General features: G+C 64.1%; 24 protein-coding genes and 2 tRNA genes. 11 read left to right on the top strand and 15 right to left on the bottom strand.

Annotated features, from left to right (window positions below; genetic code table 11):
* The first annotated feature begins 523 nt into the window (after positions 1 to 523).
* Both BLT42_RS13250 and BLT42_RS13245 read left to right on the top strand, forming a co-directional pair.
* The gene (locus BLT42_RS13250; protein WP_091771566.1) at positions 524 to 1624 is read left to right on the top strand and encodes an NADH:flavin oxidoreductase; all 1101 of its coding nucleotides are present in this window, start codon (positions 524 to 526) and stop codon (positions 1622 to 1624) included.
* Between the two features lie 165 nt (positions 1625 to 1789).
* On the top strand, positions 1790 to 3895 hold the full coding sequence (locus tag BLT42_RS13245; protein WP_091771564.1) for an ATP-binding protein: 2106 nt from the start codon (positions 1790 to 1792) through the stop codon (positions 3893 to 3895).
* A gap of 172 nt (positions 3896 to 4067) precedes the next feature.
* On the opposite strand, the gene BLT42_RS13240 is transcribed toward BLT42_RS13245, so the two are convergent.
* The 9 genes from BLT42_RS13240 to murA form a co-directional block, all read right to left on the bottom strand.
* Positions 4068 to 4143: transfer RNA gene (locus tag BLT42_RS13240), tRNA-Phe, on the bottom strand.
* Positions 4144 to 4269: 126 nt separating this feature from the next.
* Entirely contained in the window at positions 4270 to 4455 is a 186-nt protein-coding gene (locus BLT42_RS13235) for a DNA gyrase inhibitor YacG (protein WP_091771578.1), read from the bottom strand.
* Positions 4452 to 5522 carry a ribonuclease E/G gene (locus BLT42_RS13230; protein WP_091771563.1) on the bottom strand — a complete coding sequence of 357 codons (1071 nt, stop codon included), beginning with the start codon at positions 5520 to 5522 and terminating at the stop codon, positions 4452 to 4454. The genes BLT42_RS13235 and BLT42_RS13230 overlap by 4 nt, the downstream gene beginning before the upstream one ends.
* Positions 5519 to 6127 (bottom strand): Maf family nucleotide pyrophosphatase, encoded by a 609-nt coding sequence (locus BLT42_RS13225; protein WP_091771576.1) that lies wholly within the window; start codon positions 6125 to 6127, stop codon positions 5519 to 5521. The genes BLT42_RS13230 and BLT42_RS13225 overlap by 4 nt, the downstream gene beginning before the upstream one ends.
* Before the next feature lie 38 nt (positions 6128 to 6165).
* Positions 6166 to 6384 carry a translation initiation factor IF-1 gene (gene infA, locus BLT42_RS13220; RefSeq protein ID WP_019961978.1) on the bottom strand — a complete coding sequence of 73 codons (219 nt, stop codon included), beginning with the start codon at positions 6382 to 6384 and terminating at the stop codon, positions 6166 to 6168.
* 114 nt (positions 6385 to 6498) lie between these two features.
* On the bottom strand, positions 6499 to 6933 hold the full coding sequence (locus BLT42_RS13215; RefSeq protein WP_091771561.1) for an arsenate-mycothiol transferase ArsC: 435 nt from the start codon (positions 6931 to 6933) through the stop codon (positions 6499 to 6501).
* The gene (locus tag BLT42_RS13210) at positions 6930 to 7433 is read right to left on the bottom strand and encodes a UPF0262 family protein (protein WP_091771559.1); all 504 of its coding nucleotides are present in this window, start codon (positions 7431 to 7433) and stop codon (positions 6930 to 6932) included. Before BLT42_RS13210 ends, BLT42_RS13215 begins: the two co-directional genes overlap by 4 nt.
* A complete protein-coding gene (locus tag BLT42_RS13205; protein ID WP_091771557.1) occupies positions 7430 to 7870 on the bottom strand; it encodes a DUF2948 family protein in 441 nt (146 codons plus the stop codon). Before BLT42_RS13205 ends, BLT42_RS13210 begins: the two co-directional genes overlap by 4 nt.
* Before the next feature lie 11 nt (positions 7871 to 7881).
* Positions 7882 to 9147, bottom strand: coding sequence for a UDP-N-acetylglucosamine 1-carboxyvinyltransferase (gene murA / locus BLT42_RS13200; RefSeq protein WP_091771555.1), 1266 nt, complete (start codon positions 9145 to 9147; stop codon positions 7882 to 7884).
* Positions 9148 to 9541: 394 nt separating this feature from the next.
* Here murA and BLT42_RS13190 point away from each other — a divergent pair.
* Positions 9542 to 9616, top strand: a tRNA-Thr gene (locus tag BLT42_RS13190).
* A 47-nt stretch (positions 9617 to 9663) separates the two neighbouring features.
* Here the strand turns inward: BLT42_RS13190 and BLT42_RS13185 are convergent.
* Positions 9664 to 10557, bottom strand: a complete 894-nt coding sequence (locus BLT42_RS13185) for a CPBP family intramembrane glutamic endopeptidase (protein ID WP_091771551.1) — start codon at positions 10555 to 10557, stop codon at positions 9664 to 9666.
* Between the two features lie 373 nt (positions 10558 to 10930).
* On the opposite strand from BLT42_RS13185, the gene BLT42_RS13180 reads away from it, so the two are divergent.
* Together BLT42_RS13180 and pip are read left to right on the top strand one after the other, a co-directional pair.
* A complete protein-coding gene (locus tag BLT42_RS13180) occupies positions 10931 to 11404 on the top strand; it encodes a hypothetical protein (RefSeq protein WP_091771549.1) in 474 nt (157 codons plus the stop codon).
* A 79-nt stretch (positions 11405 to 11483) separates the two neighbouring features.
* Entirely contained in the window at positions 11484 to 12494 is a 1011-nt protein-coding gene (gene pip, locus BLT42_RS13175) for a prolyl aminopeptidase (protein ID WP_091771547.1), read from the top strand.
* A gap of 74 nt (positions 12495 to 12568) precedes the next feature.
* Here the strand turns inward: pip and BLT42_RS13170 are convergent, their stop codons facing one another.
* On the bottom strand, positions 12569 to 13291 hold the full coding sequence (locus tag BLT42_RS13170) for a DUF2793 domain-containing protein (RefSeq protein ID WP_233342498.1): 723 nt from the start codon (positions 13289 to 13291) through the stop codon (positions 12569 to 12571).
* Between the two features lie 160 nt (positions 13292 to 13451).
* Between BLT42_RS13170 and BLT42_RS13165 the strand changes: the two genes are divergently transcribed.
* Genes BLT42_RS13165 through BLT42_RS13155 form a run of 3 tightly spaced genes read left to right on the top strand, consistent with a single transcriptional unit; the run spans position 13452 to position 17556 of the window.
* Positions 13452 to 14885, top strand: a complete 1434-nt coding sequence (locus tag BLT42_RS13165) for a methylmalonyl-CoA mutase family protein (RefSeq protein WP_091771545.1) — start codon at positions 13452 to 13454, stop codon at positions 14883 to 14885.
* Complete coding sequence (gene scpA / locus BLT42_RS13160; protein WP_091771543.1) at positions 14882 to 17035, top strand: methylmalonyl-CoA mutase; 2154 nt, start codon at positions 14882 to 14884, stop codon at positions 17033 to 17035. Before BLT42_RS13165 ends, scpA begins: the two co-directional genes overlap by 4 nt.
* A gap of 38 nt (positions 17036 to 17073) precedes the next feature.
* Entirely contained in the window at positions 17074 to 17556 is a 483-nt protein-coding gene (locus tag BLT42_RS13155) for a CC0125/CC1285 family lipoprotein (protein WP_091771541.1), read from the top strand.
* A 12-nt stretch (positions 17557 to 17568) separates the two neighbouring features.
* On the opposite strand, the gene BLT42_RS13150 is transcribed toward BLT42_RS13155, so the two are convergent.
* Positions 17569 to 18204, bottom strand: coding sequence for a hypothetical protein (locus tag BLT42_RS13150; RefSeq protein ID WP_091771539.1), 636 nt, complete (start codon positions 18202 to 18204; stop codon positions 17569 to 17571).
* 3 nt (positions 18205 to 18207) lie between these two features.
* The gene (locus tag BLT42_RS13145; RefSeq protein ID WP_143024154.1) at positions 18208 to 19242 is read right to left on the bottom strand and encodes a hypothetical protein; all 1035 of its coding nucleotides are present in this window, start codon (positions 19240 to 19242) and stop codon (positions 18208 to 18210) included.
* On the opposite strand from BLT42_RS13145, the gene BLT42_RS15275 reads away from it, so the two are divergent.
* Positions 19241 to 19492, top strand: coding sequence for a hypothetical protein (locus BLT42_RS15275; protein WP_233342497.1), 252 nt, complete (start codon positions 19241 to 19243; stop codon positions 19490 to 19492). The genes BLT42_RS13145 and BLT42_RS15275 overlap by 2 nt on opposite strands.
* Here the strand turns inward: BLT42_RS15275 and BLT42_RS13140 are convergent.
* Positions 19489 to 22035: a TonB-dependent receptor gene (locus tag BLT42_RS13140; RefSeq protein ID WP_176780363.1), complete on the bottom strand. Its 2547-nt coding sequence runs from the start codon at positions 22033 to 22035 to the stop codon at positions 19489 to 19491. The two genes, BLT42_RS15275 and BLT42_RS13140, sit on opposite strands and share 4 nt — an antisense overlap.
* 268 nt (positions 22036 to 22303) lie before the next feature.
* On the opposite strand from BLT42_RS13140, the gene BLT42_RS13135 reads away from it, so the two are divergent.
* Positions 22304 to 24352: a S9 family peptidase gene (locus tag BLT42_RS13135; protein WP_233342496.1), complete on the top strand. Its 2049-nt coding sequence runs from the start codon at positions 22304 to 22306 to the stop codon at positions 24350 to 24352.
* A complete protein-coding gene (locus BLT42_RS13130; protein WP_091771533.1) occupies positions 24349 to 25281 on the top strand; it encodes a carbon-nitrogen hydrolase family protein in 933 nt (310 codons plus the stop codon). Before BLT42_RS13135 ends, BLT42_RS13130 begins: the two co-directional genes overlap by 4 nt.
* Here BLT42_RS13130 and BLT42_RS13125 read toward each other — a convergent pair.
* A complete protein-coding gene (locus tag BLT42_RS13125) occupies positions 25278 to 25907 on the bottom strand; it encodes a glutathione S-transferase family protein (protein ID WP_091771530.1) in 630 nt (209 codons plus the stop codon). The two genes, BLT42_RS13130 and BLT42_RS13125, sit on opposite strands and share 4 nt — an antisense overlap.
* Positions 25908 to 26003: the final 96 nt, after the last annotated feature.

Below are 26003 nucleotides of genomic sequence, written 5' to 3'. Positions count from 1 at the left end.
GACGTCCCGCACGTGCAGTTTTCCCGTGGCGTCTCCACCGCCGTTTCCAATCCAGAAAGGTATTCAGGTCGGTCGTTTAGTGCCGTCAGACCTTAATGGACGCCCTGCCAGCGCTCAGGTTGTCACCCCTTCGCCCGGACAGGCTGCACGCTCCCGACCGCCGCGACTGACTGAGCTCGTGCCTCCCGTGCGACCGGAACGCTGTGAGCATAAGCGCAGGTCGAGGGGGTGGGGATAACATCGCCAGATTATCGTCATCGCGCCCCCCGCCTGCGCGGGGGTGAACTCCAGTCAGGACCTCGATAGACCGGGCTGCGCACTTGTCACGTCGAGGTCCAGACTTGCGTCAGATGACGTGGGATCGGTGGCAGAGGGCGGGGATATCCGCCACTATCCCGGAGCGCACCCCGCCCGCCCAGGCTCCCATGCCGCCCGGCGTATGGCCGAAATACATACCCGAGGGTCGATTTCTGGAAAAACCACCTTACCTGTGGGCACAGTTTTCATTTCCAAGGATACCCGGATGACCTCGACCGACGCCCTGTTCAAGCCCTTCTCGCTCGGCTCGCTGCAGCTGCCCAACCGTATCGTGATGGCCCCGATGACTCGCTCCAAAAGCCCGGGCGGCGTTCCGGGCCAGCCTGTGGCCGATTATTATCGCCGCCGCGCCGAGAACGCGGTCGGCCTGATCATCACCGAAGGAACCACAGTCGACCGGCCCGGTGCCAGTTTCGATCCGGCCATACCCAATTTTCATGAATCCGAATCCCTGGCCGGCTGGAAGAGTGTCGTCGACGCCGTCCATACCGCCGGCGGCAAGATCGCACCGCAGCTCTGGCATGTCGGCCTGGCTCGCAAGCCGGGCACTGGTCCGCACCCTGAAGCCAGGTCCGACAGCCCCTCCGGCATTATGCCCGGCGGCAAGACCGTCGGCGAAGCGATGAGTGCAGAAGACATTGCCGACACGATCGCCGCCTTCGCCAAGGCGGCCAAGGCCGCCGCAGACCTCGGCTTTGACGCGATCGAGCTGCACGGCGCCCATGGCTATCTGCTTGACCAGTTTTTCTGGGACGGCATGAATCAGCGCGATGACCGCTTCGGTGGCGGCCTCGTCGAGCGCACCACGATCGTCCAGGAAATCGTCAAGGCCGTGCGCGCGGAAATTCCCGCCGATCTGCCGCTCATCCTGCGTTACTCGCAATGGAAACAGCAGGACTACAACGCCCGGCTGGCCGAAACACCTGACGAACTCGCTGCCTTCCTTGGCCCGCTTTCCGACGCCGGGGTCGACATCTTCCACGCCTCGACGCGCCGTTTCTGGATCCCGGAGTTTGAAGGCTCGGATCTCAACCTGGCCGGCTGGACGCAAAAACTGACCGGCAAACCGGCCATCACGGTCGGCTCGGTCGGGCTCAACTCCGACTTCATCGGTGCCTTCATGGGCGAGAACTCGCCCGCCTCATCGCTTGACGGCCTGATCGAGCGGCTGGAGCGCGGCGAATTCGACCTCGTCGCCGTCGGCCGCGCTCTCATCTCCGACCCGGAATGGGCCGTGAAAGTGCGCGATGGACGGTTTGATGAACTGGCGGACTTCAACGCCGAAACGCTCAAGGAACTGGTGTAGTCCATCGCACCAGCCAGTGACACGGAAACGCCCGGCCGGCTGGTCGGGCGTTTTTGTTTCGGCGCGGCCGCGGACGGCTCGACGTCCACACTCTCCATCCAGTGGTGTTAAGCATATTTTTTGCTCTGACCGGCATTCTGGAAGGCGAAGCTTGAAGGTGGGCCCATGACGCAGGACAAGACCCGACAGGACCTCAATCAGATCAAGGTCCTGAGCCTGGACACCCTTGCCTGGCCCCTGCTCGTGCTGCTGGCTGGCCTGGTCAGCACTTACCTGCTGGCCGCCCGCGCCGAGACCGATCGGCTTGCCGCACTGCGTTTCGCAGTCGAGACACGGGCCGACGACCTCAGCGATCATCTGCAATACCAGATCGTCCAGGAAATGCTGGCAATCGACCGGCTGGGGCAGCGCTTTGCGGTGCAGCCGGAAGGTTTGCCCTATGAGGTCTGGGTGGCCGACGCCCGGGCCTATCTGGACGACAAGCCCTGGATGCAGGCGATCGAATGGGCTGATACCAGCTATCGCATCCGCTGGATCGAGCCCTTGATTGGCAATGAAGCGGCGCTTGATCTCGACCTGTTCAGCGTCGAGTGGCGCAGGATCGGGATCAGCAATGCGGTGCGCAACCGCGAGATGATGGTCACCAATAGTTTCCAGCTGGTACAGGGCGGGCGCGGTCTCGTCGCCTATTATCCCGTTCGCCATGATGATGCGCCGGGAGGCCTGATCATCGGCGTTTTTGCGGTAGAGCGTCTGATCGAGAACCTGCTGCAGATTGAACAGCTGAGCCAGTTTTCGATCGCCGTCGAGGAATTGGGAGAGACAATCTGGACCTCGCGAAACTTTGCCGCCGGGCCTCAAGGCACTGCCGCGACCTCGCTCGTCCAGTTCAACGGCGTGGAATGGACGTTGCGCGTGCAGCCAACCGCGGAATTGCTTGGCAGTTTCCGGCGTTACGCCGTGTCGGCGACCTGGACCATCGGTTTGCTGCTCAGCCTGTTGGCCACCAGCGTCACCGCCGTAACCCGTGTGGCCAACCGGCGGGCGAAGGCCCTGCGCGGCATGGTGAATACGCTCAATGCCCGTGAGGCCGAACTTGAGGAGGCCACGCGCCTGGCTCAAAGCGCCAACCAGCTCAAGAGTCAGTTCCTGGCCAATATGAGTCACGAAATCCGCACCCCGTTGAACGGTGTGCTCGGCATGGCGCAAGTGCTTCAGGAGACCGGCCTTGATGGCCACCAGCGCGACACGGTGAGGACGATCCGGGAATCGGGAGAATCATTGCTGGGCCTCATTGACGATATTCTCGACCTGTCAAAGATCGAGGCGAACATGCTGGCGGTCACCCACGCCCCCTTCCAGCTCGACGAATTGCTGAGCTCCGTGATCTCCGCCCACACACTCATGGCAACCCATCGCGGCCTTGCGCTCACGTTTGATATCGCCGAACCGGCACGTGGCAATTTTATTGGCGATGCCAACAGGCTGCGGCAGATATTCAATAATCTGATCGCCAATGCCCTGAAATTCACCGAGACCGGCAGCGTCACGGTGACTGCGAAGGTGCACCAGGGGGCACAGGGCGAAGAATTGGTGTTCGAAATATCCGATACCGGCATCGGCATGGACGCCGAGACCTGCGGCCGGCTGTTTGCCCCCTTCATGCAAGCCGATGCCTCGACATCGAGAAAATTCGGCGGCACCGGTCTCGGCCTGTCCATTTCCCGACGCCTCTGCGAGCTGATGGGCGGCTGGATCCGGGTCGAAAGCGAGCCCGGTCAGGGATCAGTGTTCAGCTTCGCCATTCCCGCCATCCGCAGCGAGACTGCCGACGGCCAGGTGACAGAGCCCGCGGCCACGCCCGATGCCGAGGCCGTGCTGGCCCGCACCACCATTCTCGTAGCCGAAGACGTGGCGACCAACCGGCTGGTCCTGCAGAGCCTGCTGGCGCCGCGCTGCCGCGAGATCACCCTGGTCGAGAATGGAGAGCAGGCCATCGAGGCCTGGAAGCGCCGGCGGCCCGATATCATCCTGATGGATATCCACATGCCGGTGATGGACGGCGCGGCGGCGATCCTGGCCTTGCGGGCGCTCGAGGCGGAGCAAAACCTGCCACGAACCCCGATCATCGCCCTGACCGCCAATACCATGGCCGACCAGATCGATGCCTATCTGCAGGCCGGAGCCGACGGCCACCTCGCCAAGCCCTACCGGCTCGAAAAACTGACAGCGATTATCGCCGAAACGCTCGCCGCCAGCAGGGCCGCCTGACACGCGCGGCACAGGCTGTATCTGGCGCCTGGTTCGGCAGGGTCCAAGGGATCAATCCGCCCGGCGGACCGCCCTCCGTCCCGGGTGCCCGTCACCGACATCCTGGATCAACAACAGGCCAGCCCACCGGAGCGACACCCCGGGGCAAAGCGATTGGCCATAAAGTGGAAAATGGTGCCCGGAGGCGGATTCGAACCACCGACACGCGGATTTTCAATCCGCTGCTCTACCAACTGAGCTATCCGGGCACCGGGCTCGCCAGGCAGCTTTGGGCCGCTGGCGAGAGCGCGGTTTATAAGGTGCGCGCTGGCCTCTGTCCACGATGCAGCGCTCTGGATCGCAGATTATTGCAGTGAAGCCGCCATGCGACCTGCCTAGCCATTGTCCGGCTCGGCCGGCGGGGTCTCGTCAGCCTGGTCAACAGGCTCGCCGGGAATGGCATAGGCACCGGTGAACCATTTGCCCAGATCGAGATCGGCGCAGCGTTTCGAGCAGAAGGGCTTGAAGGCCTCGACGGGCGGCTGTTTGCACATCGGGCAGGTAACGGGTTTGGACATCAGGATTTTACTCCGCATTCCTCGCGGCGGAACTCATCCTTCAGCGCGAGGGTGAAACGGGCACCGATTCGCTCGGCCAGGGCGGCATTCCAGCCGATTGTGTCGGCTTCCAGCCAGGCGTGGACTTCGGCCGGCACCTGCAGGATAAGCTTGCGCGAACGCTGGGCCTTCGCCTCGCCTTCCAGCCGCCTGATGGCGGCCAGGGCGCAGGTCTCAACGCTCGGGGCGCCGGTGTCATCAAGCTGGATTTCGGCCAGGGTACGGCCGCGGCGCTGACGCGCCAGCTCGCCGACGCAGAATTGCGAGAGCGGCGCGACATCGACCTTGGCGCGGTCCTTGCGGAAAGCCTGGCGCAGGGCCTGTTCGACCGCCTTGCGCTCGGGCTGACCGCGCATATGGACGAAATCAATCGCCGCAATACCGCCCAGGCCGCGCAAGCGGATCTGACGCGCCGCTTCCTTGGCGGCGGAGAGATTGAGTGCCTGGGCCAGCTGCAGCGGCGAGCCGGTGCCCTTGCGGCCCTCGGCATCGACATCGATGGTGACCATGGCGCGGGTCTGCTCGATGCAGAGCGAGCCGCCGCCGGGAATGGGAGCGACGGGGTCCATCGCCAGCTCAAAGGCTTCCTCGAGATCATAATCGGTCTCGTCGGCCCAGACGACATCGGCGCCCGAAAATATCTGCGCCAGGCGCTGGGCCAGGATCGGGGCCGGCTCGAGGCATTCCGGCGCATCACCGGCGGGGACTTCAACCAGGTTGAGCGTCGGGCCCTTGTCGGCAAAGGCTTCGCGCGACACACGCACGCCGATGGCCGCGCCTTCATGCAAGCCCTTGGGCCGTCCCGCTTTTCCGAACGGCATGAAGCCCTCCTCGCCAAGACCAAGATCGACAAAGGCGGCATTGAGCGCCGGTTCGACGCGGCGGACACGGCCGCGATAGAGCTCGCCCTCGACGGCACGCTGGCGCAGCTCCGACCAACGGTCGAGATGCAGCTCGACGATACGGCCGTTTTCGGCGACAGCGGCGCGGGTCTCGCCGATATTCTCTTCGATCAGGATCTGGCGGATCATGGGTTTTTCGCCTCGTTTCGGGCTTCGAAGACCGGATAGCCGCGCCCGGCCAACAGATTGACGGTCTCATACACAGGCAGGCCGACAACGCCGGTATAGGAGCCGATCAGCGAGATGACGAACGCACCGGCGCGGCCCTGTATGCCGTAACCGCCGGCCTTGCCGCGCCATTCGCCGCTGGCGATATAGTGTTCCACTTCCGGCCGGCTCAATCGCTTCAGCTTGACGCGGGTCTCGACCAGTTTTGCCGTCAGCTCACCATCGGGTGTCCGCAGGGCGATGCCGGTATAGACGCGGTGATTGCGCCCCGACAGCAGGGCAAGACAGGCGCGCGCCTGGGCCTCGGTCTCGGCCTTCGGCAGGACGCGGCGACCGACACCGACAACCGTGTCGGCGGCGAGCACGTAGGCCTCTGTGTCGCCGTGGGCCGAGGCCTTTTCGAGCGCAAGACGCTGCGCCAGAGGGCCAGGCAGCTCTCCGGGGATTTCGCTCTCGTCAATATCGGTGGGCTCAACGGCGTCCGGGACAAGGCCGACGCTGGCAAGCAGGTCCAGGCGGCGCGGTGAGGCGCTGGCCAGGATCAGGCGTGGGCGGGGCTCAGCCATGCGGGCATCCGTTTCGCGCATCCACGCCGCTTGCGATCTTATTTGAAGCGATAGGTGATCCGGCCCTTGGTCAGATCATAGGGCGTCATCTCGACCAGCACCTTGTCGCCGGCCAGAACGCGGATACGATTCTTGCGCATCTTGCCCGCTGTGTGGGCAATGATTTCATGGTCGTTTTCGAGCTTCACCCGGAAGGTCGCGTTCGGGAGCAATTCCGTCACTTCGCCGGGAAACTCCAATAATTCTTCTTTAGCCATGCGGCTCCTCATACTCGTCAATGCGGGACAAAAACTGAACAGATCAGCCCGACTCTCGGGCCGATAGCGCCCCGGCGCGCGTTATAGTCCCGCCTGCCCTATAAAGTCGAGGCTTCAGGCGCTTTTTCGCGGCAAGTGCCAATCGGCGATGCGGGCCTTGATGGCATCACGCGTTTGCCGGTAGGCGGAAAGGCGCTGTTCACGGCTGCCACCGGTCTCGCTGGGATCGGGAATCGGCCAGGCCTGGAACTCGGCTGACTTGTCCGCCGCGTATTGCCGGGCCAGCCGGTCAGCGGCGCTCGAGAGCGAGACGACAAGGGCGGCGGGCGGATCGGTAACGCCGCTCAGCGCCATCGGCGAAATGTCTTCCAGATCGCAGCCGAGCTCGGCCATCACCGCAACCATGAAGCCATCGGCAAAGGCAGCCGGGATCACGCCGCAGGAGCGCGCCTGCGCCGCGTCACCGAATTGCTGCCGCCACAAGGCAGCCGCCATTGGTGAGCGGATCGCATTGCGGCCGCACACGAACAGGACTGATGGCACACTCATGACGCGGCCCGCCGGTGCAGGGCACAGATCAGGGTGAAGAGGCGGCGCGATGTGTCGAAATCAACCTCGATCTTGCCCGTCAGGCGCTCGCGCAGCAGGGTCGAGCCTTCATTATGGACACCGCGACGTCCCATATCGATGGCCTCGATCTGGGCCAGGGGTGCATCGCGCACGGCCTCGTAATAGCTCTCACAGATCATGAAATAGTCTTTGACGATGCGGCGCAGCGGCCCCAGCGCGAAAACAAAGGCACGGACCGGTGTATCGTCTTCCAGCCGGACATCGAACAGGAGCCGGTCATGCTCGATCGCCAGGCGCAGGGCGTAGGGGCCGCTGGTATCGCCAACGGCATCGCTGACCGGGCGGAAGCTGTTGCCCTCGAGCAGATCGGCGATGGCCACACGGCGCTCATGATCGGCATTGACGTCTGTCGGGCCGATACTGGCCAGGTCGAGATCGATCCGGACAATCCGGTCCGGCAGGTTGGCATCGCCACTCATGACCCATCCAGTTCATGTTCAGGCCGCCGCGTGGCCGGCCAGGGTGCGCTGATATCGATCATCGCCGCGTCGAGACATTCGACATCGAGGCGCATCTCGCCGCCACCGGAGAAGACCAGCACGACCTCGCCCGACGGGGCCTCGCCCGGCACGAAGCTGATGGAGAGCAGATTAACGACCGCCTCGTCGGCACCCTTGCGCAGATTGTGCGAGCGCGCGGCTCGGACATGGCCGAATTGCAGCCCGCAGCGCACACGTTGCTTGCGGCCACCGGCCTCCCAGCGGAAGCGGTTGAAGGCAATGGTGAAGTTACGCTGACGGCTGGAGAATTCGAAATCGCCCAGCTGGGCCACGGCATCCTGCAAGGCAGCCGAAATCGCCTCCAGATCCGTCACATCCAGCGCCGTCAGGCGCAGCGGGGCTACAGCGCGTTTCACGTTATTCTCCGTCAGTCGGACCGGCGTTCGATGCGGGCACCGCAGCCGGACAATTTCGCTTCCAGTCGCTCGAAGCCACGATCGAGATGGTAGACCCGGTTGACCACGGTTTCACCCTCGGCGGCAAGCCCGGCAATGACCAGCGAGACCGAGGCGCGCAAATCGGTCGCCATCACCGGGGCTCCGCGCAGACGCGGCACACCGCGCACCACGGCCTCGCTGCCATGAACGCTGATATCGGCACCCAGCCGCGTCAGTTCGGGCGCATGCATGAAACGGTTCTCGAAAATGGTCTCGCGGATCACCGATGTGCCTTCGGCCAGCGTCATCAGCGCCATGAACTGCGCCTGGGCGTCGGTGGGAAAGCCCGGATAGGGCTGGGTCTCGATATCAACGGCCTGCAATCGCGCGCCATTGCGGGCCACCCGCACACCCTGGTCGGCCGGCTCGACGGTGACACCGGCATTGATCATTGCGCGCCAGAGCGCCTTGTTGTGAGCCCATTGCGCGCCATCAAGGATGCAGTCACCGCCGGTTGCGGCAACCGCCAGGGCATAGGTCGCCGTCTCGATACGGTCGCCGACGACATGGTGACGCACGCCCTTCAGCCGGTTCTGCCCCTGGATCCGGATCGTGCTGCTGCCGGCACCCTCAACCGGCGCCCCCATCGCTGTCAGCATGGCGGCAAGATCGGCTATCTCCGGTTCACAGGCGGCGTTCTCGATCACGGTTTCGCCACGCGCCAGGGCCGCCGCGAGCATGGCGTGTTCCGTCGCGCCAACCGAGGCGAAGGGCAGATCGATCTCGCCGCCGACCAGCCCGCCAGCCGGTGCCGTGGCGTCGACATAACCTTCGGAGACCTCAATGCGGGCCCCCAGCGCCTCGAGCGCCTTGAGATGCAGATCGACCGGTCGGGCGCCAATGGCACAGCCTCCGGGCAAGGACACGCGGGCACGGCCTTCACGGGCCAGCAGCGGCCCGAGAACATTGAAGGTGGCGCGCATTTTGCGCACCAGGTCATAGGGGGCATAGGTGTTGGCAATCGTCGCAGCGTGCAGGCGCAGCTCGGCGCCCTCGCCCTCCTCGACCGAAACACCCAGCTCGGCGAGCAAATGGCCCATGAACCGCGAATCGGCCAGGCGCGGCATATTGGCGAGCGTCACCGGCTCATCGGTCAGCAGCGCTGCCGCCATCAGTTTGAGCGCCGAATTCTTGGCACCGCTGATCGGGATACGGCCTTCAAGCCGCGCACCGCCCTGGATGATGATCCGGTCCATTCTCACTCCTCAATCCGTTGAACCTGCATGCAGCAGGTCGAACCCGGCGGGATTATGACCCATCCCGGGGAGATTTCGTGACAGGGATTGCAGAAGCTTGTGCAGTGCAGTCCTCACCGGCCTCATCGCCGGGATTATCCACGGCCGCATCTGCCGCGGGCACAGCTGCAGCACGCTCGGCCTTGCGGCGGCGCAGATTGGTGCGCAGGGCCGCAGCCAGCCTTGCCTCACGCGTGTCTGGGTTGCCGGCAGTCGGCGGCTTGCGCGGCGGGGTCGGTGTGTTGCTCATGTCATTGGTCATGTCGAACGCAGCTCGTCACGTCAAGACGCACTTGGCGGGAGGCCGACCATGTATTATACGCCCGGCTTCGCGTCGCGACTAAAGCGACCCGACGCCGCCATAGCTCAGGGGTAGAGCGCGTCATTGGTAATGACGAGGTCCACAGTTCAAATCTGTGTGGCGGCACCATTTCTCTCCACCCCCATTCTGTCTCCAGGCTTGTGGGCACCCTGCAGCTAGCCCGCCCCGGCTTGCGTCCGCGATTCGTGCTGAACCATGGCAGCCCCGCTGCCGGCTGGCCTGAACTGACCCCGACGGCGCGCGATCAACAGCAGAACAAAAACGGCCAGGCTCGAGACCACCAGCATGAGCACCGTATCCTCCGGCCCGGCCAGGCCGCCGGACATCCAGTCCGGGCCTCTGACTTCGCTGCGCAGCGGTGCCAGCTCGCGCCAGTCCTGCATGCCAGTCAGCGGCAGGCCGGTGGCGAAAATGGTGAAATTCCACAGAGCATGGTTGAGCATGACAGCCCACAAATTGCGGGTCAGCATATAGGTCAGCGTCCAGATCCCGCCAATCGTCACGCCGGTGGCAAAGGACAGCCAGCCGCCCCAGTGAGCGTTGAAAATATGGGCGGCGGAAAACACGACCGTGGGAACGAACAAGGCCGCCCAACTGCCGAAATGCCGCTCGACGATTCCGAATGCGATGCCACGAAACACCACTTCCTCGAACATCGCGGCCGCCAGAATCACCATTGCAACACCCGCCATGCCGCCGAATCCCCCCGTCCCGACCAGCTGGTAGTTTCCTGTGAGATAGAGGAAAGCTACCGGCAGGCCGATCAGGGCAGCGCCGCCCATCCCGGTGAGCAGGATTGTCCCCAGGGCTGGCGAGAGCTCAAACGCAGGGCGTTTCTCGACCCAACGGACATAGCCCCAATACCCCAGGGCGAAGGCCAGCAGCATCAGACCACGCCGCACATAGCTCAGAGCGTTATCGTCGAGATGCAGCAGGCCCTGCAGGGCCGGCAGGAGCGCAAGACGCGTCAGCGCGGCCATCACCGCAACTGCCAGCAGAGCGGCAATAATTTGGGCTGTGGCCCGGAACAAGGGGTTCAGTTTTGACATGCTCTGGCCTCGGTTTGCTGACTGGGAGGGTGGCTCAAAGAGAATGGAGACTCGCCTTCGGTGCCTGGCGCCCTTCGCGGCGCGTGCTCCGGACGCGGCAGGGCGCGGCGAGTCGCGGGATGCGGATCGACGGCCATCCGATCACCCAACCGTTTCGACCACGGCTTCGGCCCCGGCGCGAAGGCCGTGCATCCGACGAAGAAGAGGGTTTCGGCCATGGCGGTCTCTGTGCACTTTATTTATCCAACTAATTGTACAATTAGTTGGATAGTGTCTATCGGTCAACGCCCTCGCGCAATGCACTGAGGGCGCTGGACCGATCCGGGCGGTTTCAGTAGATTGCCCACTGCGCTTCCAAGGGGGCTGGGAGAGAATGAATTCCAACTGGCAACGCGCCCTGGTGGCGGTCCTGCTCGCAGCCTGTGTCGGCACTGGCCTGACCGCGCTTGCACCCCAGCTGCACGAGACCGGCAGTATCCCGGCGCCGCAAGCCGCGCCGGAGACCGAGCTGATCTATTCCATCGTCAACCTGACCGAGGATATGACCGCCCGGTCTGCCTGCCCGCTTGACCTGGACGCCGCGCGCGCGCGCGTCGAGGCCGGGCTGCGCGCCCATTCACTCAAGCCGGTCTTCAGCCCGATTGCCGAGGGCCCCGGCGTGCTGACCCAGGAAGTCGCTGCCCGGCGCCTTCCCGCCGGCAGCAACACGGTGTGCGGCTGGAGTGCCAACGCCTATTTCAATGGCCGACGCGGCCCGTTGCGGCGGGACCAGGACGGGCATTCCTATTCCAGCCTCGAAGCCGCCAGCCGCGATGTCGCGCCGCTCCTGCCGGCGCAGGTGCATTGACGCGGCCCTGGCGAGCGCTGACAGGTTGGGCCAGATTTTCACACGTCCCGGCCCCCGGCATTTTCTCCAAAGGTTTCCGATGAGCCCGCAATTTCCGCCCATCCACCCGTTTCGCAGCGGGCAACTCCCCGTCTCCGCCGGTCACGCCCTGTATTGGGAACAATGCGGGCGGGCAAACGGCATCCCCCTTCTGGTGCTGCACGGCGGCCCGGGCTCGGGCTGTTCGCCGCGGTTCCAGCGTATGTTCGACCCGGCGCGCTTCGAGATAACATTGATGGACCAGCGCGGCTGTGGCCGCTCAACGCCCCACTTGTCGCTCGACGCCAACACAACCGCCGACCTGATCGGTGATATCGAGGCGTTGCGGATGCATCTGGGGATTGAACGCTGGATCGTGTTCGGCCCGTCCTGGGGCTCGACCCTGGCCTTGGCCTATGCCCAGGCCTACCCGGAGCGCGTCAGCACGCTGGTGGTCGGTGCAATCTTCCTCAGCACGCGCGACGAGCTGGACTGGTGGCATGGCGAGGCCGGCGCGCCGCGCTTCTTCCCGGAAGCCTTCGCCGCTTTCATTGCCCCTGTGCCGCAGCACTATCGCACCACGCCGCGCACGATCATGGACTGGTGCTTTGAAGAGATGCAGCGCGAACAGGCCGATGGCCTTACGGTGCTGAACCGTCTGGCCGATCCGGCGGCGAGCCTGACCGAGCTGCGCCAATCAACCTTGTATCGCTGGACGGAATATGAGGACCGGCTGTCCTGGCTCGATCAATCGGCGCAAGCCACGCGCGACGGTCTGGCCGAACGCGGGCCCGGATTCGTCGCGGCCCATTCGCTGATCGAGGCGCATTATTTCCGCAATGCCTGTTTTCTCGAGCCGGACCAATTGATCGCCAATGCCGGACGGCTGGCTGATATACCGATGCATATCCTGCACAGCCGTTATGACATGGTCTGCCCACCGCGCGGAGCCCTGCGCCTGGCAGCCGCTTGCCCCCATGCGAGCTTGCACATGGTTCCGGTCAATGGTCATGCAATGACGGATACGGTGCAGGAACAGCTGAATGGGGTGATGGCGGGGCTCCAGGGCTAGCGGGGCCGCCAGGGGCTTTATGATCCTCACCCGGTCCGGGGCACGGGGGCTGAGGTTGACGAACGCGCCCTCCCCTAATCCGGCGCCACCGGCATCCAGGCATGGATGGCGAGACTGACCGAGCCGCCGGCGAAGCTGCCACCATTGGCCGTGAGGACGATGGGCGTGTCGCTATAGAAGGCCGTGGGGCCTATGACGCCGAGATTGCTCGCTCCCTCTGATATCCCCAGCGAACCACCGAATTTCGAGGTTTCGCCGGCTATGCCGCAATCGAAACTGCTGGCACCTGTGATGGCTTCATCGGTACGGACGGAGACACAGAAGACGATTGAACGTGCCGGGATGGTGATCGCGGTGACAACACTGGCGCCGGTCAAGCCGGTGACAGTGTCCGCGATGAGGATCGCCCGGGTTTTCGCGCCGCCGGGCGATTCGGCGAGGACTGTGTCGGCACCGGCCAAATGCCAGGCCGAACCGCCGAACACGACATCACGTGCCTCGTCGAGCACATGAACGCGCCAGCCGGATTTGGGCGTCACTTCGCTCCAGAAGCCGTCGCGCCAGATCGCCAGCGAGCCGGCCGTCATCGCAGTCCAGTCATCGCCACTGGCGCCAGCGGGGATTAGCCAGCATTGCCCGTCCCCGGGATCGCCGGGCTGCACAGCCAGGCTGCGGCTTTGCGCCTGGGCCTGAACCAGCGCATCAAGGCGCAGCAGGCTCTCATTCACAGGGACATGTTTTTGCGCCTGGGCCGGCATCACCAGCGGCAGGGCGAGATTGGGCGTAGTCTCGGACATCAGGGCCTCCATGGCTGCTCGCTTCGATTGTGATGCCGACCGCAGCACTGTGGGATAAGCAGAATCGCTGTCCATACTCGCCGCTCGTACTTGACGTACGGGCCCCGCGCGCCTTTTCTCCGGCCCGACACATTGATGGCCTTGCCGCGACAGGATTTCCATGACCGACACTATCCGCGATTTCGCCGGGGATTTCCCCGCCCAGACCGCCGCCAGCTGGCGCGTCCTGGCCGAAAAAGCCCTGCGCGGCGCCGATTTCGAAACCGCGGTGGACCGGCACACGGTTGACGGGCTCAAGCGTGGTCCGGTTTTCTTCGACCGTCCAGACGGCACAGGCGCCGTCGACACAGCGCCGCGCGACGGGCACCTGCCCTGGGGCATGCGCCAGTCGATCACCGAAGCCTGCCCGGCCGAAGCCAATGCCGTCGCGCTCGACGATCTGATGGGCGGCGTGTCGGAACTGGACTTGCGGCTCGACAGCACGGGTCGCTTTGGGCTCAAGGCCAATGAGATCGAGCTGCTGGATGCGGCGCTGACGGGCGTCGACCTCTCCCTCGCCCCGGTCCATCTCGACAGCCTCGATGGCCAGGGCCATCACGCCCATCTCCTGCTGACCCTGTTCGCCCGCCGCCGCCTCGATGGCGAGCATCTGCACGGCGGGCTCGGCCTGTCGCCGGTCGAACGGGCGGCGCGTCAGGGGATTGCGCTGGACGATCAATGCTTCCCCAAGGCGCGCGGCCTTGCCGAACTGGCCCAGGCCGCTTTCCCGCAGATCAGGATCTTCCGGGCCGATGCGGCGCTCGCCTTCGAAGCTGGCGGCAGCGAAGTGCAGGAGCTCGCCGTGCTGGCGGCATCCAGCGCCACCTATATCCGCGTCATGCTCGAGGCCGGCCTCTCCGCTGATGAGGCCGCGCAAGCCGTCGAGGCGCGGCTCGCCGCCGATACAGATATCCACCTGACCATTGCCAAGCTGCGCGCGGCACGGCGCATCTTCGCCCGCATCGCCCAGGGTTTCGGTGCCAGCGAGGCCGCGCAACGCCTGTCGCTGCAGGTCACGACATCGGGCCGGATGATGAGCGCCAAGGATCCGTGGACGAATATGATCCGCACCGCCTGCGCCGGCTTTGCTGCGGCCGCTGGCGGCGCCGACACCATCACCATCCGCCCCTTCACCGATGCGATCGGCCGCCCGACCGGGCTCGGCCGCCGCGTCGCGCGCAATCTCCATATCCTGCTGGCCGAAGAGAGCCATATCGGCAAGGTCACCGATCCCGCTGCCGGCTCCTATCTGCACGAGACCTTGAGTGATGAGCTGGCGCAATCTGCCTGGTCGCTGTTCCAGAAGATCGAACGGCGCGGCGGGCTGGTTGGCGCCTTTGCCGATGGCTGGCTGCAGAGCGAGATCGCGGCGGTGCGCGAGAAGCGTCTGCAACGACTAGCCGACGGCAAGGATGTCATTCTCGGTGTCACCCAACACCCCGACCCGCACCCCAAACCGGTGGAAACCAATGGCTCCTGGCCGGAACCTGACGCACCGGAGGGCGCCCTCACCGCCATCCGCCTGGCCACGCCATTCGAGGGAGCGAGCTCATGAGCCACACACCCGATTTCACCACACTCGACCTTGGCCCCGCCCTGCCCGCATCCGCGGCAAAGGGTGAGGACTGGACCCCGGCCGAAGGCATCGCCATCCACACCGCCTATGGTCCGGCCGATAGCGAGAGCGTCGACTTCATCCACACCGTCCCCGGCGCGGCGCCCTTCGTGCGCGGGCCCTATCCGACCATGTTCCTGCAACGCCCCTGGACGATCCGGCAATATGCCGGCTTCTCGACGGCCGAGGATTCCAACGCCTTCTACCGGCGCAATCTGGCGGCCGGGCAGAAGGGGCTTTCGGTCGCCTTCGATCTGGCGACACACCGCGGCTATGATTCAGATCACCCGCGCGTGGCCGGCGATGTCGGCATGGCCGGTGTGGCGATCGATTCCATCTATGACATGCGCACCCTGTTCGACGGCATTCCGCTCGACCAGATGAGCGTGTCGATGACGATGAATGGCGCCGTCCTGCCAATCCTGGCGCTGTATATCGTCGCCGCCGAAGAACAGGGCGTGAAGCCGGAACAGCTTTCCGGCACGATCCAGAACGACATCCTCAAGGAGTTCATGGTCCGCAATACCTATATCTATCCACCGGCCCCATCGATGCGGATCATCTCGGATATTTTCGACTACACCTCGAAACACATGCCGAAATACAATTCGATCTCGATCTCCGGCTACCACATGCAGGAGGCCGGTGCCCCGGCCGATCTCGAGCTCGCCTACACCATCGCTGACGGGCTGGAATATATCGCGACAGGCATTGAAGCCGGCATGGATGTCGACACTTTCGCGCCGCGCCTCTCCTTCTTCTTCGGCATCGGCATGAATGTCTTCATGGAGATCGCCAAACTGCGCGCCGCGCGCCTTTTGTGGGCCAAGCTGGTCAAGGAGCGCTTCAGTCCCAAGAGCGAAAAATCGATCTGTCTGCGCACCCATTGCCAGACCTCCGGCTGGTCACTGACCGCCCAGGACGTGTTCAACAATGTCGGCCGCACGGCGCTGGAGGCCATCGCCGCTGTCGATGGTCACACCCAGTCCCTGCACACCAATTCGCTCGACGAGGCGCTCGCCCTGCCGACCGATTTCTCCGCCCGCATCGCGCGCAATACCCAGATCCTTCTGGCCAGCGAAGCCCATGCCTGTGACGCGATCGATCCGTGGGGCGGCAGTCATTATGTCGAACGCCTGACCCATGATCTTGCCGCCCGGGCGATGGATCATATCGCCGAAATCGACGCGCTCGGCGGCATGGCGAAGGCCATCGAGGCCGGCGTGCCCAAATTGCGCATCGAAGAGGCAGCCGCGCGCACCCAGGCGCTCATTGACAGCGGCCAGCAGACGATTACCGGCATCAATAAATTCCTGCTCGACGAGGACGAGGATGTGCCGGTCCTCAAAGTCGATAATTATCTGGTGCGCAAACAGCAGATCGAAAAGCTCGAACGTCTGCGAGCCGAGCGTGATCCGGCCAGGGTCGAGGCCGCGCTTGAGGCGCTGGCGGCATCAGCGGCTTCGGGGCAAGGCAATCTGCTCGAACTGGCCGTTGATGCGGGCCGCGCCATGGCCACAGTCGGCGAAATTTCCGACGCCATGGAGCGCGCGTTCAAACGCCATGTCGCCGAGATCAAGGCTGTGACCGGTATTTACGGCCCTGCCGCCGGCGATGATGACAAGGTCCGCCGGGCGCGCGACAGCGCCGCCCGCTTCCTGGATCTCCATGGCCGCAAGCCGAAAATCCTGATCGCCAAGCTCGGCCAGGACGGCCATGATCGCGGCCAGAAAGTCGTCGCCTCGGCCTATGCCGATCTCGGCTGGGATGTGGTGATCGGACCGCTTTTCCAGACCCCGGACGAGGCCGCCACGCTGGCCATCGCCGAAGACGTTCACGCCGCAGCCGCCTCGTCACTTGCCGCCGGACATCTCACCCTGGTGCCGCAATTGCGCAGTGCGCTGTCGGAGCAGGGCCGTGAGGATATCCTGGTCATCGTCGGCGGGGTCATCCCGCCCGATGATGAACCGGTGCTGCGCCAGATGGGCGCTGCGGCCGTCTTCCCGCCCGGAACAGTGATCGCCGACAGCGCGCTGGTGATGCTGGAGCGGATGGGCATCGAAGAGGTGGTGGTCGAGAACGGTGAATGATCGTATCGTGGTGCACCCACACCTATGGAGCTGCCGCGATGACACGCATTCTTCCCCTGCTCGTCCTGCTTCCCGCCCTCGCGCTGACAGCCTGCGCCACCGCGGGGCCGACGCTCTACGCACCGGCGCAGGATAGCCGCTACGGCTATTCCGAACGGCAGATTGAGCAGGATCGTTTCATGATCCGCTTCGATGCCGGACCGGACGTCAGCATTCAGGAAACGGAAGACCTGGCTTTGCGCCGGGCAGCCGAATTTACGCTGGAACAGGGCGGCGACTGGTTTGTCGTTGTCCGCCGTGACCGCGATGGCAATGATCGCAATCCGGTCAGCCTCGGCACATCGGCAAGCTATTCAACCGGCTCGCGCGGCTATTCGGGCAGCGGCGTCGGACTGGGCATCCGCTTCGACGGCTCTGCCGGGCAGAAATCCGTTACGCTCGAAATCCTGGTGCGCACCGGCACGGTATCCGATGATGCCAATGCCTATGATGCCCGCAATGTGCTGGCCAATATGCCCTGAGGCAGGCCTGGGTCAGGCAGAAAGCTTTTTGGCCTGGCCGACCCAGTCGTCGCGGACAATGCGACCACGGCCATTGATGCGCTCATCCCAGCTGGCGATATCGGCCTCACTCCAGGCGGCGATCTGCGTCAGGCTGACGACACCAGCGGCCTTCAGGCTCGCCGCCGCTTTCGGGCCCAACCCCTTGATCACGGTCAGATCATCCTGCCGGCCGGCCTCCGTGGGTGCGGGCGCCACTGGCTTCGATGCCGCGGGTTTCGGTGCTGCAGGTTTCTCCGCCGCTGGCTTGGGCGGTGAGGACTTCTTTGCCGCCGGTTTTGGCGCCACCGACTTCGTGGACGCAGATTTGGGCTCTGCCGATGCGGCAGGCTTGGCCGAAACGGGCTGGGCCTTGCTTTCGGGCATGTCGGCATGGCCAGTCTTGACCGCCCCGGCCGGTTGCTGCCGGGCGGCAACCGCGCGCGTTTCCGCTTCGCCGAGGCGACGTGCGAGATTTTCGTTTTCCCGGCGCAGCGCGATGACATCGGCCAGCGCCTTGTCGGCCTCGGCGCTACGCGCCTCGCCGCTCCAGACTTTCCATCCGGTCAAAACCCCGAATCCGAACGCCGCCAAAATCAGGAACCCAATCTGCCAGACCAGCCAGAACATGCCTCAACCCTCAATCGATGAAATAGAAAATGTAAGTGCCTGCATCTGGTCATCAGCCAGCGCGACAATAATTCTCGACTCGCCAACGGCACCTCCCGCCAGCAGCGACCGCACCTGCTCGGCCCGCTCCCTGGCCAGCTCTGCGCCGCCATCGGCAATACTGACCCTGACAGAGAGCCGGGCACTGGCGGGGCAAGCGGCAAAGGTGCGTCCCAACCGGCGCAGGGCGATCTCTGTCAACGGGCTGGCGCCGGCACCGCCCGGCTCGAAACGCAGCTCATCCGTGCCCTGAGCCGCGCGGACTATGGCCGCGCAGGCGTCAATATCGGGCACATTCACAATCGGCGGCGCGCCAGCCGGTATCACGATCGAGGCGGCCCGGAAGGGTGCAGGCATGGTCTGCAGCGTATTCGCAACCGAGCGGGCGATTTGCGGGTTCTCGGCCTCGCCATAGAGGCCGCCCTGCTGGCCGCTGAGCACGATGGCACCGCGCTCGAGACGCGCCAGCTGACCGAGCAGGCGTTTGGCCGCCTCCTCCCACTCCGCCGCGGGCGCACCGCCAGGGATGAGTGTCAAATCGGAATCGGCACCATTGGGGAAATTCGCCGTTGCAAAACGGGCAATCGCATCACGTGCGGCCGCGTCGCTGGCATCGCCACGTATCAGTACTCGCCCGCTGAACGCCACGTCGGCACGGAAGGCAAAGCCGCGGTCAATGCGGGCATCCGTGGTTTCGTCGATCACGCGGGACACGCCGCCGGCGATATTGCCGCCTGACCAGGTCGATCCCGCCACAACTTCAAGCGCGATTTCCCGGGCCGTGTCATTGGGCGCCGCGCCGCTGAGGATGGCCTCCTGACCGCGCATACGGACATGGGCCCAATCCATCTCGCGCCGGGCCAGCGCGTCGCGGGCATTGGTCTCGAGCCGCGCCTGCAAACTGGTGACGGAAAACGGTCCGACGGCCAGCAACAGGCCGGTCACGACCAGCAGGCCGGCCAGGGCGATCAGCAATATATTTCGGGCGCGCAGCGTCATGGCAAAAATCATCAATGTTTTGATCAGCGGAAAGCCGAATCATATGGGCTTCTTTGATCATGATATCGCGGCCAATTCAGGGCAGGCACCCCAAAGCGGATCGCGTGGTGAATATTGTGCAGTCGCCCCGGCGCCAGGCCCCGGAACAGAACCTTTCCCCCTGCCTACACCAGCAGATTGGCCGGAGCAAAAAAGAAGGGCCGGGCGTTGCCGCCCGGCCCTTCCCTTCGTCATGCATATGCCGGATTAGCGGCGGGCGCGGAGCGTGATGCCCCAGGACCGCGGCGTACCGAGGAAGCCATTGAACGAACCAGGCTGGAAAGGTCCGTCGAAGCCAACCTGAAGATAATCTTCATCCGTCAGGTTGCGGCCCCACAATTCCAGCGACCAGGTTTCGTCGGCAGCGCCGATACCAACACGCCCGTTGAACAGGGTGTAGGCCTCCTGGATCTTTTCAGGATCAAGGTCAGAACCCGTATTCTGCTCGGACATGTAGCGGGCATCAAGGTGAGCCAGCCAGGTCATGTTTTCGCCAAAGGTGCCGTTATAGGTCACCGAGCTGGACGCATACCATTCCGGAGCCAGCGAGAAGTTGCGGCCGGACAGGACGTCAACATCTGGCGTGCCGGTCGGTGCGAACTCGTCATAGCTCGCATCAGCATAGGTGATGCCGCCCTGCATGGTCAGACCAGGCATGGATTCCGGCAGCCACAACAATTCCATCTCGGCACCCTGGGTCGACGCGCCATCGATCGAGGTCACGAAGAAGGCAATGCCGTTGAAGGTATTGAGCTGGTAGGTGTCGAACTGTGACTGGAACAGGTAGAAGTTGGCCAGAAGGCTGTCATTCGCCCATTCGGTCTTGATACCGATTTCAAAGCTGTCGACGGTTTCCGGATCAAAACGAGCCGGATAGGAAGACGGGCTGGCCAGCACCGAGGTGAAGTTCACAGCGCTGTCACCGGCTTGCGTGAAGCGGTCGAGGTTGAAACCGCCCGCCTTGTAGCCATGCGAATAGGTACCGTACATCAACAGGTCGTCATTGAAGCGGTGCGACAGCGAGAGCAGTCCGGAGAACTCGTTCTCCTCAAGCGTTTGCGTATTGTCGATCCGGGCAAACACGTCGCGCGAGAATGGCAGACAGGTGAAAGTCCCGAACTGCGCCAGATCCGCAACCGAAACGCCGGATGCGCCCGAGAACGCGCTGAGCAGAGCCTGATTGCCCGCTGTCGAGAAGTCCAGGGCATCACCGAAGGCATGTTCCCAGACATCACAGGCCGGAACGGAGCTTTCGCCGAAATCGAAGGTCGCCGTCTTCTGCGTCGTGGTGTGACGCAGACCGAAGGAGATGTCCGTCGAGTCCGTCAGATGCCAGGTGTTGTGGGTGAAGAAGCTCAGGCTTTCACCATCCTGGCCGAAGGTATCACCGAGCGGATTGCCACCACCGAGCGGAGCGCCCTGGGTCGGGAAGAGCGGCACATAACCTGGAACCGGATTGCCGAGGAAGGCTGAAAGCCCTGCCAGACCGTTGGCAAGATCGACAACCGTCGAGATCGACGCCCCGCCTGAACCGAGCAGCGAGAGATAGGTGTCAAAGTGAGCGCCCATCTGGATCGCGTCCCGGCGGACCAGGTCTTCGCTTGAATAATACGACCCGAACATCCAGTCGACATTCTCGGTCGCGCCGGAGAAGCGCAGTTCGAACGTCGTATTGCCGAAGTCGAACGTATTATTGCTGATGTCGCGGAACACGATGTCCGCACCGGTAAAGTCCGTGTCCTGACCGGAACGAAGCTCATAGGTCCGATCCGACAGGATGGCTGTCATGTCGAAATTATCGAACTCCCAGTTCAGCTGAGCGCTGAAGCCCTGGTCGGTGATTTCCTGACCGTTGGAACGGTTGGCCTGAAGCGTCCGGCTGAACGGATCTTCGCTGCCCGGCATCGGCCGGCCACCGGGAACCAGGGCATTGATGATGCCTGCGGTCGCACCGGAAGTGATGCTCGGCGCACCGCAACAATTTTCGTCGCGCTCGGTGATGTCGGCGCTGAGCAGAAGATTCACGTGGTCCGTGAAGTCGATCAGGACCTGGCCACGGAAGGTGAAGAAGTTCTGATCACCGTCCTCGGTCTGGGTGCGCGGTCCGCCAAAGGGCTCGACGGTCTGATAGCCGTCACGCTGGCGGGTTGCACCATAGACGCGCGCTGCAATGCGGTCCGTGATCGGGCCGGTGATGCTGGCAGCAGCGCCCCAGCCGGAAGTATCGCCACCAACATAGGTCAGCTCGGTATTATAGCCGAACTCGAATTCCGGACGTTTGGTGACGACATTGATGATACCGGCGGTGGTGTTGGCACCGAACAGCGTGCCCTGAGGGCCGCGCAGGACTTCGATGCGTTCGAGCTCACCAAGATCGTTGAAACCGACACCATTACGGGCGCGCGGCACGCCATCGATCACGATCCCGACGGAGGATTCCAGTCCCGGATTGTCACCAACCGTACCGATGCCACGAATCCGTGCGGTCGTAACGAATTCACTGGTGGTCGAGGTGACATTGAGGCCGGGCGAGATAATCGCCAGATCCTTCAGGTCGTGCACGCCGGCATTCGTCAACTGGGTTTCGCCATAGGCGGTCACCGCAACAGGCACATCCTGGATTCCCTGTTCGCGCTTTTGCGCGGTCACCGTGATGATGTCCACGCTGCGGCTCTCCTGGGCCACTGCCTGGGCACCGGTCAATGCGATAACCGAGGCTGCTGCGAACAGAATCGTTCTCTTGGTCGATGGCATAGTCTTTAACTCCCTCCCGAGCGCTGGCGATTTTCCGCTCAGCTGATTACATAAAACGCTTTGCGCGTTCTCCGTGTACATTGCGGGAGTTTGACGACGAGGTGAAGCGAAATCTCAACGTCAAAACGCCGCATCCACCGATATCGTACCGTAAAATCGAAATTCCCGTGCACTGTTGCAGGGCAGTCACATTGCCGCCCGCGACATTGCGGCTTGGCCTACCGGGGAAAACCGGCTCAGATACGACCAACATCTGAGGAGAGTGATTGTGTTCAAGACCCTGCTGGCCGCCCTGGTATGCGCGGCAACCGGAAGCGCACTGGCGCAGCCAATACAGCCGCTGCAGCCACGCGACATCTTCGCCCTTGAGGCCGCGTCTGACCCTCAGATATCTCCGGACGGGCAATACATCGCCTATGTCCGCCGCTCCAATGACATCGCGACCGACCAGAGCCTGTCGGCGATCTGGTTGATCAATCCGGACGGTAGCGATCATCGCGCCCTGCCCGCCGCGTCCGGCTCGAGCCATACGCCGCGCTGGTCTCCGGACAGCCAGAAACTGGCCTATATTCAACCCGGCGCCGACCATGTCAGCATTCGCGTCCTGACGCTGGCCAGCGGAGTGGACCGCGAAGTCGCGCAGGTTCGGGGCGGCGCGGCCGGCCTTGGCTGGTCGCCTGATGGCGATCGCCTGGCCTATGCGGGCTTTGTCGGTGAGGCCGGTATGGCGGCAGCGGATTTGCCCGAACGCGAGGACGATATGACCTGGGCGGCGGGTGCCCAGATCGAGAACCGGCTGGCCTTCCGCTTCGACGGGATCGGCGCCCTGCCGATCGGCCGGCAGCAATTATTCGTGGTCGACATCGCGAGCGGCGAGCCGCGCGCCGTGACGTCCGACACGCTCGGCGCCAGCGGCGATCTGGCCTGGGCCGCCGACGGCCAGTCCATCCTGTTTGCCGCCGACCGGCGTCCCGATCGCGAAACCCTGGCGCCGGATAGCGAGATATTCCGGGTCGGGCTGGTCGACTCAACGCCGCAACCCCTGACCAGCCGGGTCGGCCCCGACATGGCGCCTCGTCCCTCACCCGACGGGAGCCTGCTCGCCTATCTCGGCTATGACGACCACCGGATGGGCTATGACAATATCCGCCTCTATGTCGCCCATGCCGATGGCAGCGATCCGCGCGCCCTGTCGGAAACGCTCGACCGGTCCGTCAGCAATCCACAATGGAGCAGCGATGGCGAGGCGATCTATGTCCAGTACGAGGACCATGGCGAGACCCTGATCGCGCTGATCGGTCTGGACGGCAGTATCGAAACGCTCGCCCGCGGCCTGGGTGGTCCGGATTTCGGCCGCCCCTATACCGGCGGCGAATTCACCGTCTCGCAGCAGGGGCGGTTCGCCGCGACTATCAGCACGCCCCGGCGGCCGGCCGAACTCGCGACGGGCACGCGCGGCGAAGCGCTGCACGCACTCACCCGACTGAATGCCGACCTGCTCGACAATCGTTCGCTCTCGGATGCCGAGACCGTGCACTGGTCCTCGCCGTTTGACGGCCGCGAGATTGAGGGATGGGTGTTATATCCGCCCGAATTCGATCCGACGCAGCAATACCCGCTCATCCTGGAGATCCATGGCGGCCCCTTCACGGCCTACGGCCCGGCCTTCTCGGCGGAACTCCAGCTGATGGCCGCAGCGGGCTATGTGGTGATCTATACCAACCCGCGCGGCTCAACGAGTTACGGTTATGAATTCGCCAATCTGATCCATCATGACTATCCGGGAAATGATTATGACGACCTGATCGGGGCGGTGGAGATGATGCTCGATCGCGGCTTCATCGATTCCGACCGGCTCTTCGTGACCGGCGGGTCGGGCGGCGGCGTGCTGACGGCCTGGATTATCGGCAATACGAACCGCTTCGCCGCGGCCGCTGTGGTCAAGCCCGTCATCAACTGGTCGAGCTTCGTGCTCTATTCCGACCTGCCGCAATTCTTCTACCGCTACTGGTTCGCCAGCGCGCCCTGGGAAGATCCGGCCGAGTACTGGCGCCGTTCGCCGCTCTCGCTGGTTGGCAATGTCGACACCCCGACCCTGGTCATGGTGGGCAGTGCCGATGCGCGCACGCCGCGGGGCGAGAGCGAGCAATATTATTCGGCCCTGCGTCTGCGCGGCATTCCCAGCCGACTGGTCGTGATCCCCGACGCCTATCACGGCATCTCGAATTCCCGGCCCAGCCGTTTGCTGACCAAGGTCGCGGAAATCCTGCGCTGGTTCGAAACCCATGATCCCGGCCTGGAGGCAGTCGAGCCATGAGCCCGATCCGGCTCGCCGCCATCCAGGCAGCTCCGGTCTATTTCGACAAGGCCGCCTCCCTGGACAAGGCGTGCGGCCTGATCGCCGAGGCGGGCCGGCGGGGCGCCACGATTGCCGCCTTCGGCGAGACCTGGCTGCCGGGCTATCCATTTTTCATCGAGGCGCCGCTGAGCGATCTCTGGTGGGAGGCCGCGGCGCTCTATCTGGAAAATGCCATCACCCTGCCCGGCCCGGAAACCGATGCGCTGTGCGCGGCGGCAAGGGCCGCCGGGATCGATGTCGTGATCGGAATTGCTGAACGGGACGGCGCCACCGGCGGCAGTATTTATGCCAGCCTAGTCTTCATCAGCCGCGACGGCACCATTCTTGGCCGTCACCGCAAGCTCAAGCCCACCCATCACGAGCGTTCGATCTGGGCCGATGGCGACGCCAAGGGCCTGCAGGTCTATCAACGCGATTATGGCCGCCTGTCCGGGCTCAATTGCTGGGAGCACAACATCGTCCTGCCCGGCTATGCCCTGATGTGCCAGGGCACGCAGATCCACGTCGCCGCCTGGCCCGGCCACGAGCCGGTCACCGCGCCCAACGATCCCGTCTGGTCGCGTCAACTTCTGCTGTCGCGCGCCTTCGCCAGCCAAGCCGGCGCCTATGTCATTGCCGCCGCCGGTCTGCGCCTTGAGGCGCATGTGCCCGAACGCTTCAAATCACTCAGCGCCTTCGAGCACACCGGTCAGAGCTTCATCATCGACCCGCGCGGCGAGATCATCGCCGGCCCGGCCGAGGGCGAGACCATATTGATTGCAGACGGCGATCTGGCCGAGGTGCGCAAGGCCAAGCTCGCCTGCGATCCGGCGGGGCATTACGCCCGGCCGGACCTGTTCGAGCTCAAACTGCAGGGCCGCACCCTCTATCCGCCGCACAGCGATTAGGCCGAGGCGGACGGCCGTTTGGAAATCGCCTCGCGCCAATTGGCGAGATGTTCCAGCTCCGGCCCCGGCTTGAGCTTCACCCAGGCCGCGAAGTCGACAAAGGCATAGCCGGCAATATCGGCGGCGCTGAACGCGTCGCCGGCGAGATAATTGGCCTCGGCCAGGCGTTGGTCCATCACGGCAATGAAGGCCTCGGCGCGCTGCCGGCCGCGCTGCGCCAGCGCCGGGATCTGCTCATAGCGCTGTGGCCCGGGAATGGCCGAATCCTTGAAGAAGTCAGACGTGTTGCGCAGGGCTTCGGCGACCCCCATGAATCCCTCCCACTCGACCCGGCCCAGCCATTCGGCGACCAGCGCCTTCTCCACCGGGTCTCGGCCCAGCAGCGGCGGTTCGGGACAAATTTCCTCGAGATAGCGGGCGATCGAGGCATTATCACACAGCACAACACCATCATCGAGCGCCAGCGCCGGCACCGTGCAGCGCGGATTGACCGCACGATAGGCCGGATCGAACTGGGCCTTGGCGCCCAGATCGACCTGGATGGTCTCGATATCGAGACCTTTTTCAGCGATAAACATCCGGGCGCGGCGCGGGCTTGGTGCCGCCTTGTAATCATAGAACTTCATCGAAAATCTCATCCCCTGTCGGAAGGCTGGCCGTTCTGGAAGGCCGGAGCTTGTTCGGCGGCGTGGGCGGCCATTGCGTGGGTCATCAAGCGATCA

Source organism: Maricaulis salignorans (assembly GCF_900103475.1).
Taxonomy (GTDB): domain Bacteria; phylum Pseudomonadota; class Alphaproteobacteria; order Caulobacterales; family Maricaulaceae; genus Maricaulis; species Maricaulis salignorans.
The sequence above is the reverse complement of the archived record's forward strand: the minus strand, read 5'-3'. Positions and strand labels throughout refer to the sequence as shown.

Bases quoted from the DNA above. Each gene is read 5' to 3' on its own strand.
- BLT42_RS13210 (WP_091771559.1), bottom strand. From the start codon at position 7,433: ATGAGTGGCGATGCCAACCTGCCGGACCGGATTGTCCGGATCGATCTC.
- BLT42_RS13155 (WP_091771541.1), top strand. From the start codon at position 17,074: ATGACACGCATTCTTCCCCTGCTCGTCCTGCTTCCCGCCCTCGCGCTG.
- infA (WP_019961978.1), bottom strand. From the start codon at position 6,384: ATGGCTAAAGAAGAATTATTGGAGTTTCCCGGCGAAGTGACGGAATTG.
- BLT42_RS13150 (WP_091771539.1), bottom strand. From the start codon at position 18,204: ATGTTCTGGCTGGTCTGGCAGATTGGGTTCCTGATTTTGGCGGCGTTC.
- BLT42_RS15275 (WP_233342497.1), top strand. From the start codon at position 19,241: ATGGCAAAAATCATCAATGTTTTGATCAGCGGAAAGCCGAATCATATG.
- pip (WP_091771547.1), top strand. From the start codon at position 11,484: ATGAGCCCGCAATTTCCGCCCATCCACCCGTTTCGCAGCGGGCAACTC.
- BLT42_RS13185 (WP_091771551.1), bottom strand. From the start codon at position 10,557: ATGTCAAAACTGAACCCCTTGTTCCGGGCCACAGCCCAAATTATTGCC.
- BLT42_RS13145 (WP_143024154.1), bottom strand. From the start codon at position 19,242: ATGACGCTGCGCGCCCGAAATATATTGCTGATCGCCCTGGCCGGCCTG.
- BLT42_RS13225 (WP_091771576.1), bottom strand. From the start codon at position 6,127: ATGGCTGAGCCCCGCCCACGCCTGATCCTGGCCAGCGCCTCACCGCGC.
- BLT42_RS13165 (WP_091771545.1), top strand. From the start codon at position 13,452: ATGACCGACACTATCCGCGATTTCGCCGGGGATTTCCCCGCCCAGACC.
- scpA (WP_091771543.1), top strand. From the start codon at position 14,882: ATGAGCCACACACCCGATTTCACCACACTCGACCTTGGCCCCGCCCTG.
- BLT42_RS13215 (WP_091771561.1), bottom strand. From the start codon at position 6,933: ATGAGTGTGCCATCAGTCCTGTTCGTGTGCGGCCGCAATGCGATCCGC.
- BLT42_RS13140 (WP_176780363.1), bottom strand. From the start codon at position 22,035: ATGCCATCGACCAAGAGAACGATTCTGTTCGCAGCAGCCTCGGTTATC.
- BLT42_RS13170 (WP_233342498.1), bottom strand. From the start codon at position 13,291: ATGTCCGAGACTACGCCCAATCTCGCCCTGCCGCTGGTGATGCCGGCC.
- BLT42_RS13245 (WP_091771564.1), top strand. From the start codon at position 1,790: ATGACGCAGGACAAGACCCGACAGGACCTCAATCAGATCAAGGTCCTG.
- BLT42_RS13230 (WP_091771563.1), bottom strand. From the start codon at position 5,522: ATGATCCGCCAGATCCTGATCGAAGAGAATATCGGCGAGACCCGCGCC.
- murA (WP_091771555.1), bottom strand. From the start codon at position 9,147: ATGGACCGGATCATCATCCAGGGCGGTGCGCGGCTTGAAGGCCGTATC.
- BLT42_RS13250 (WP_091771566.1), top strand. From the start codon at position 524: ATGACCTCGACCGACGCCCTGTTCAAGCCCTTCTCGCTCGGCTCGCTG.
- BLT42_RS13125 (WP_091771530.1), bottom strand. From the start codon at position 25,907: ATGAAGTTCTATGATTACAAGGCGGCACCAAGCCCGCGCCGCGCCCGG.
- BLT42_RS13180 (WP_091771549.1), top strand. From the start codon at position 10,931: ATGAATTCCAACTGGCAACGCGCCCTGGTGGCGGTCCTGCTCGCAGCC.
- BLT42_RS13130 (WP_091771533.1), top strand. From the start codon at position 24,349: ATGAGCCCGATCCGGCTCGCCGCCATCCAGGCAGCTCCGGTCTATTTC.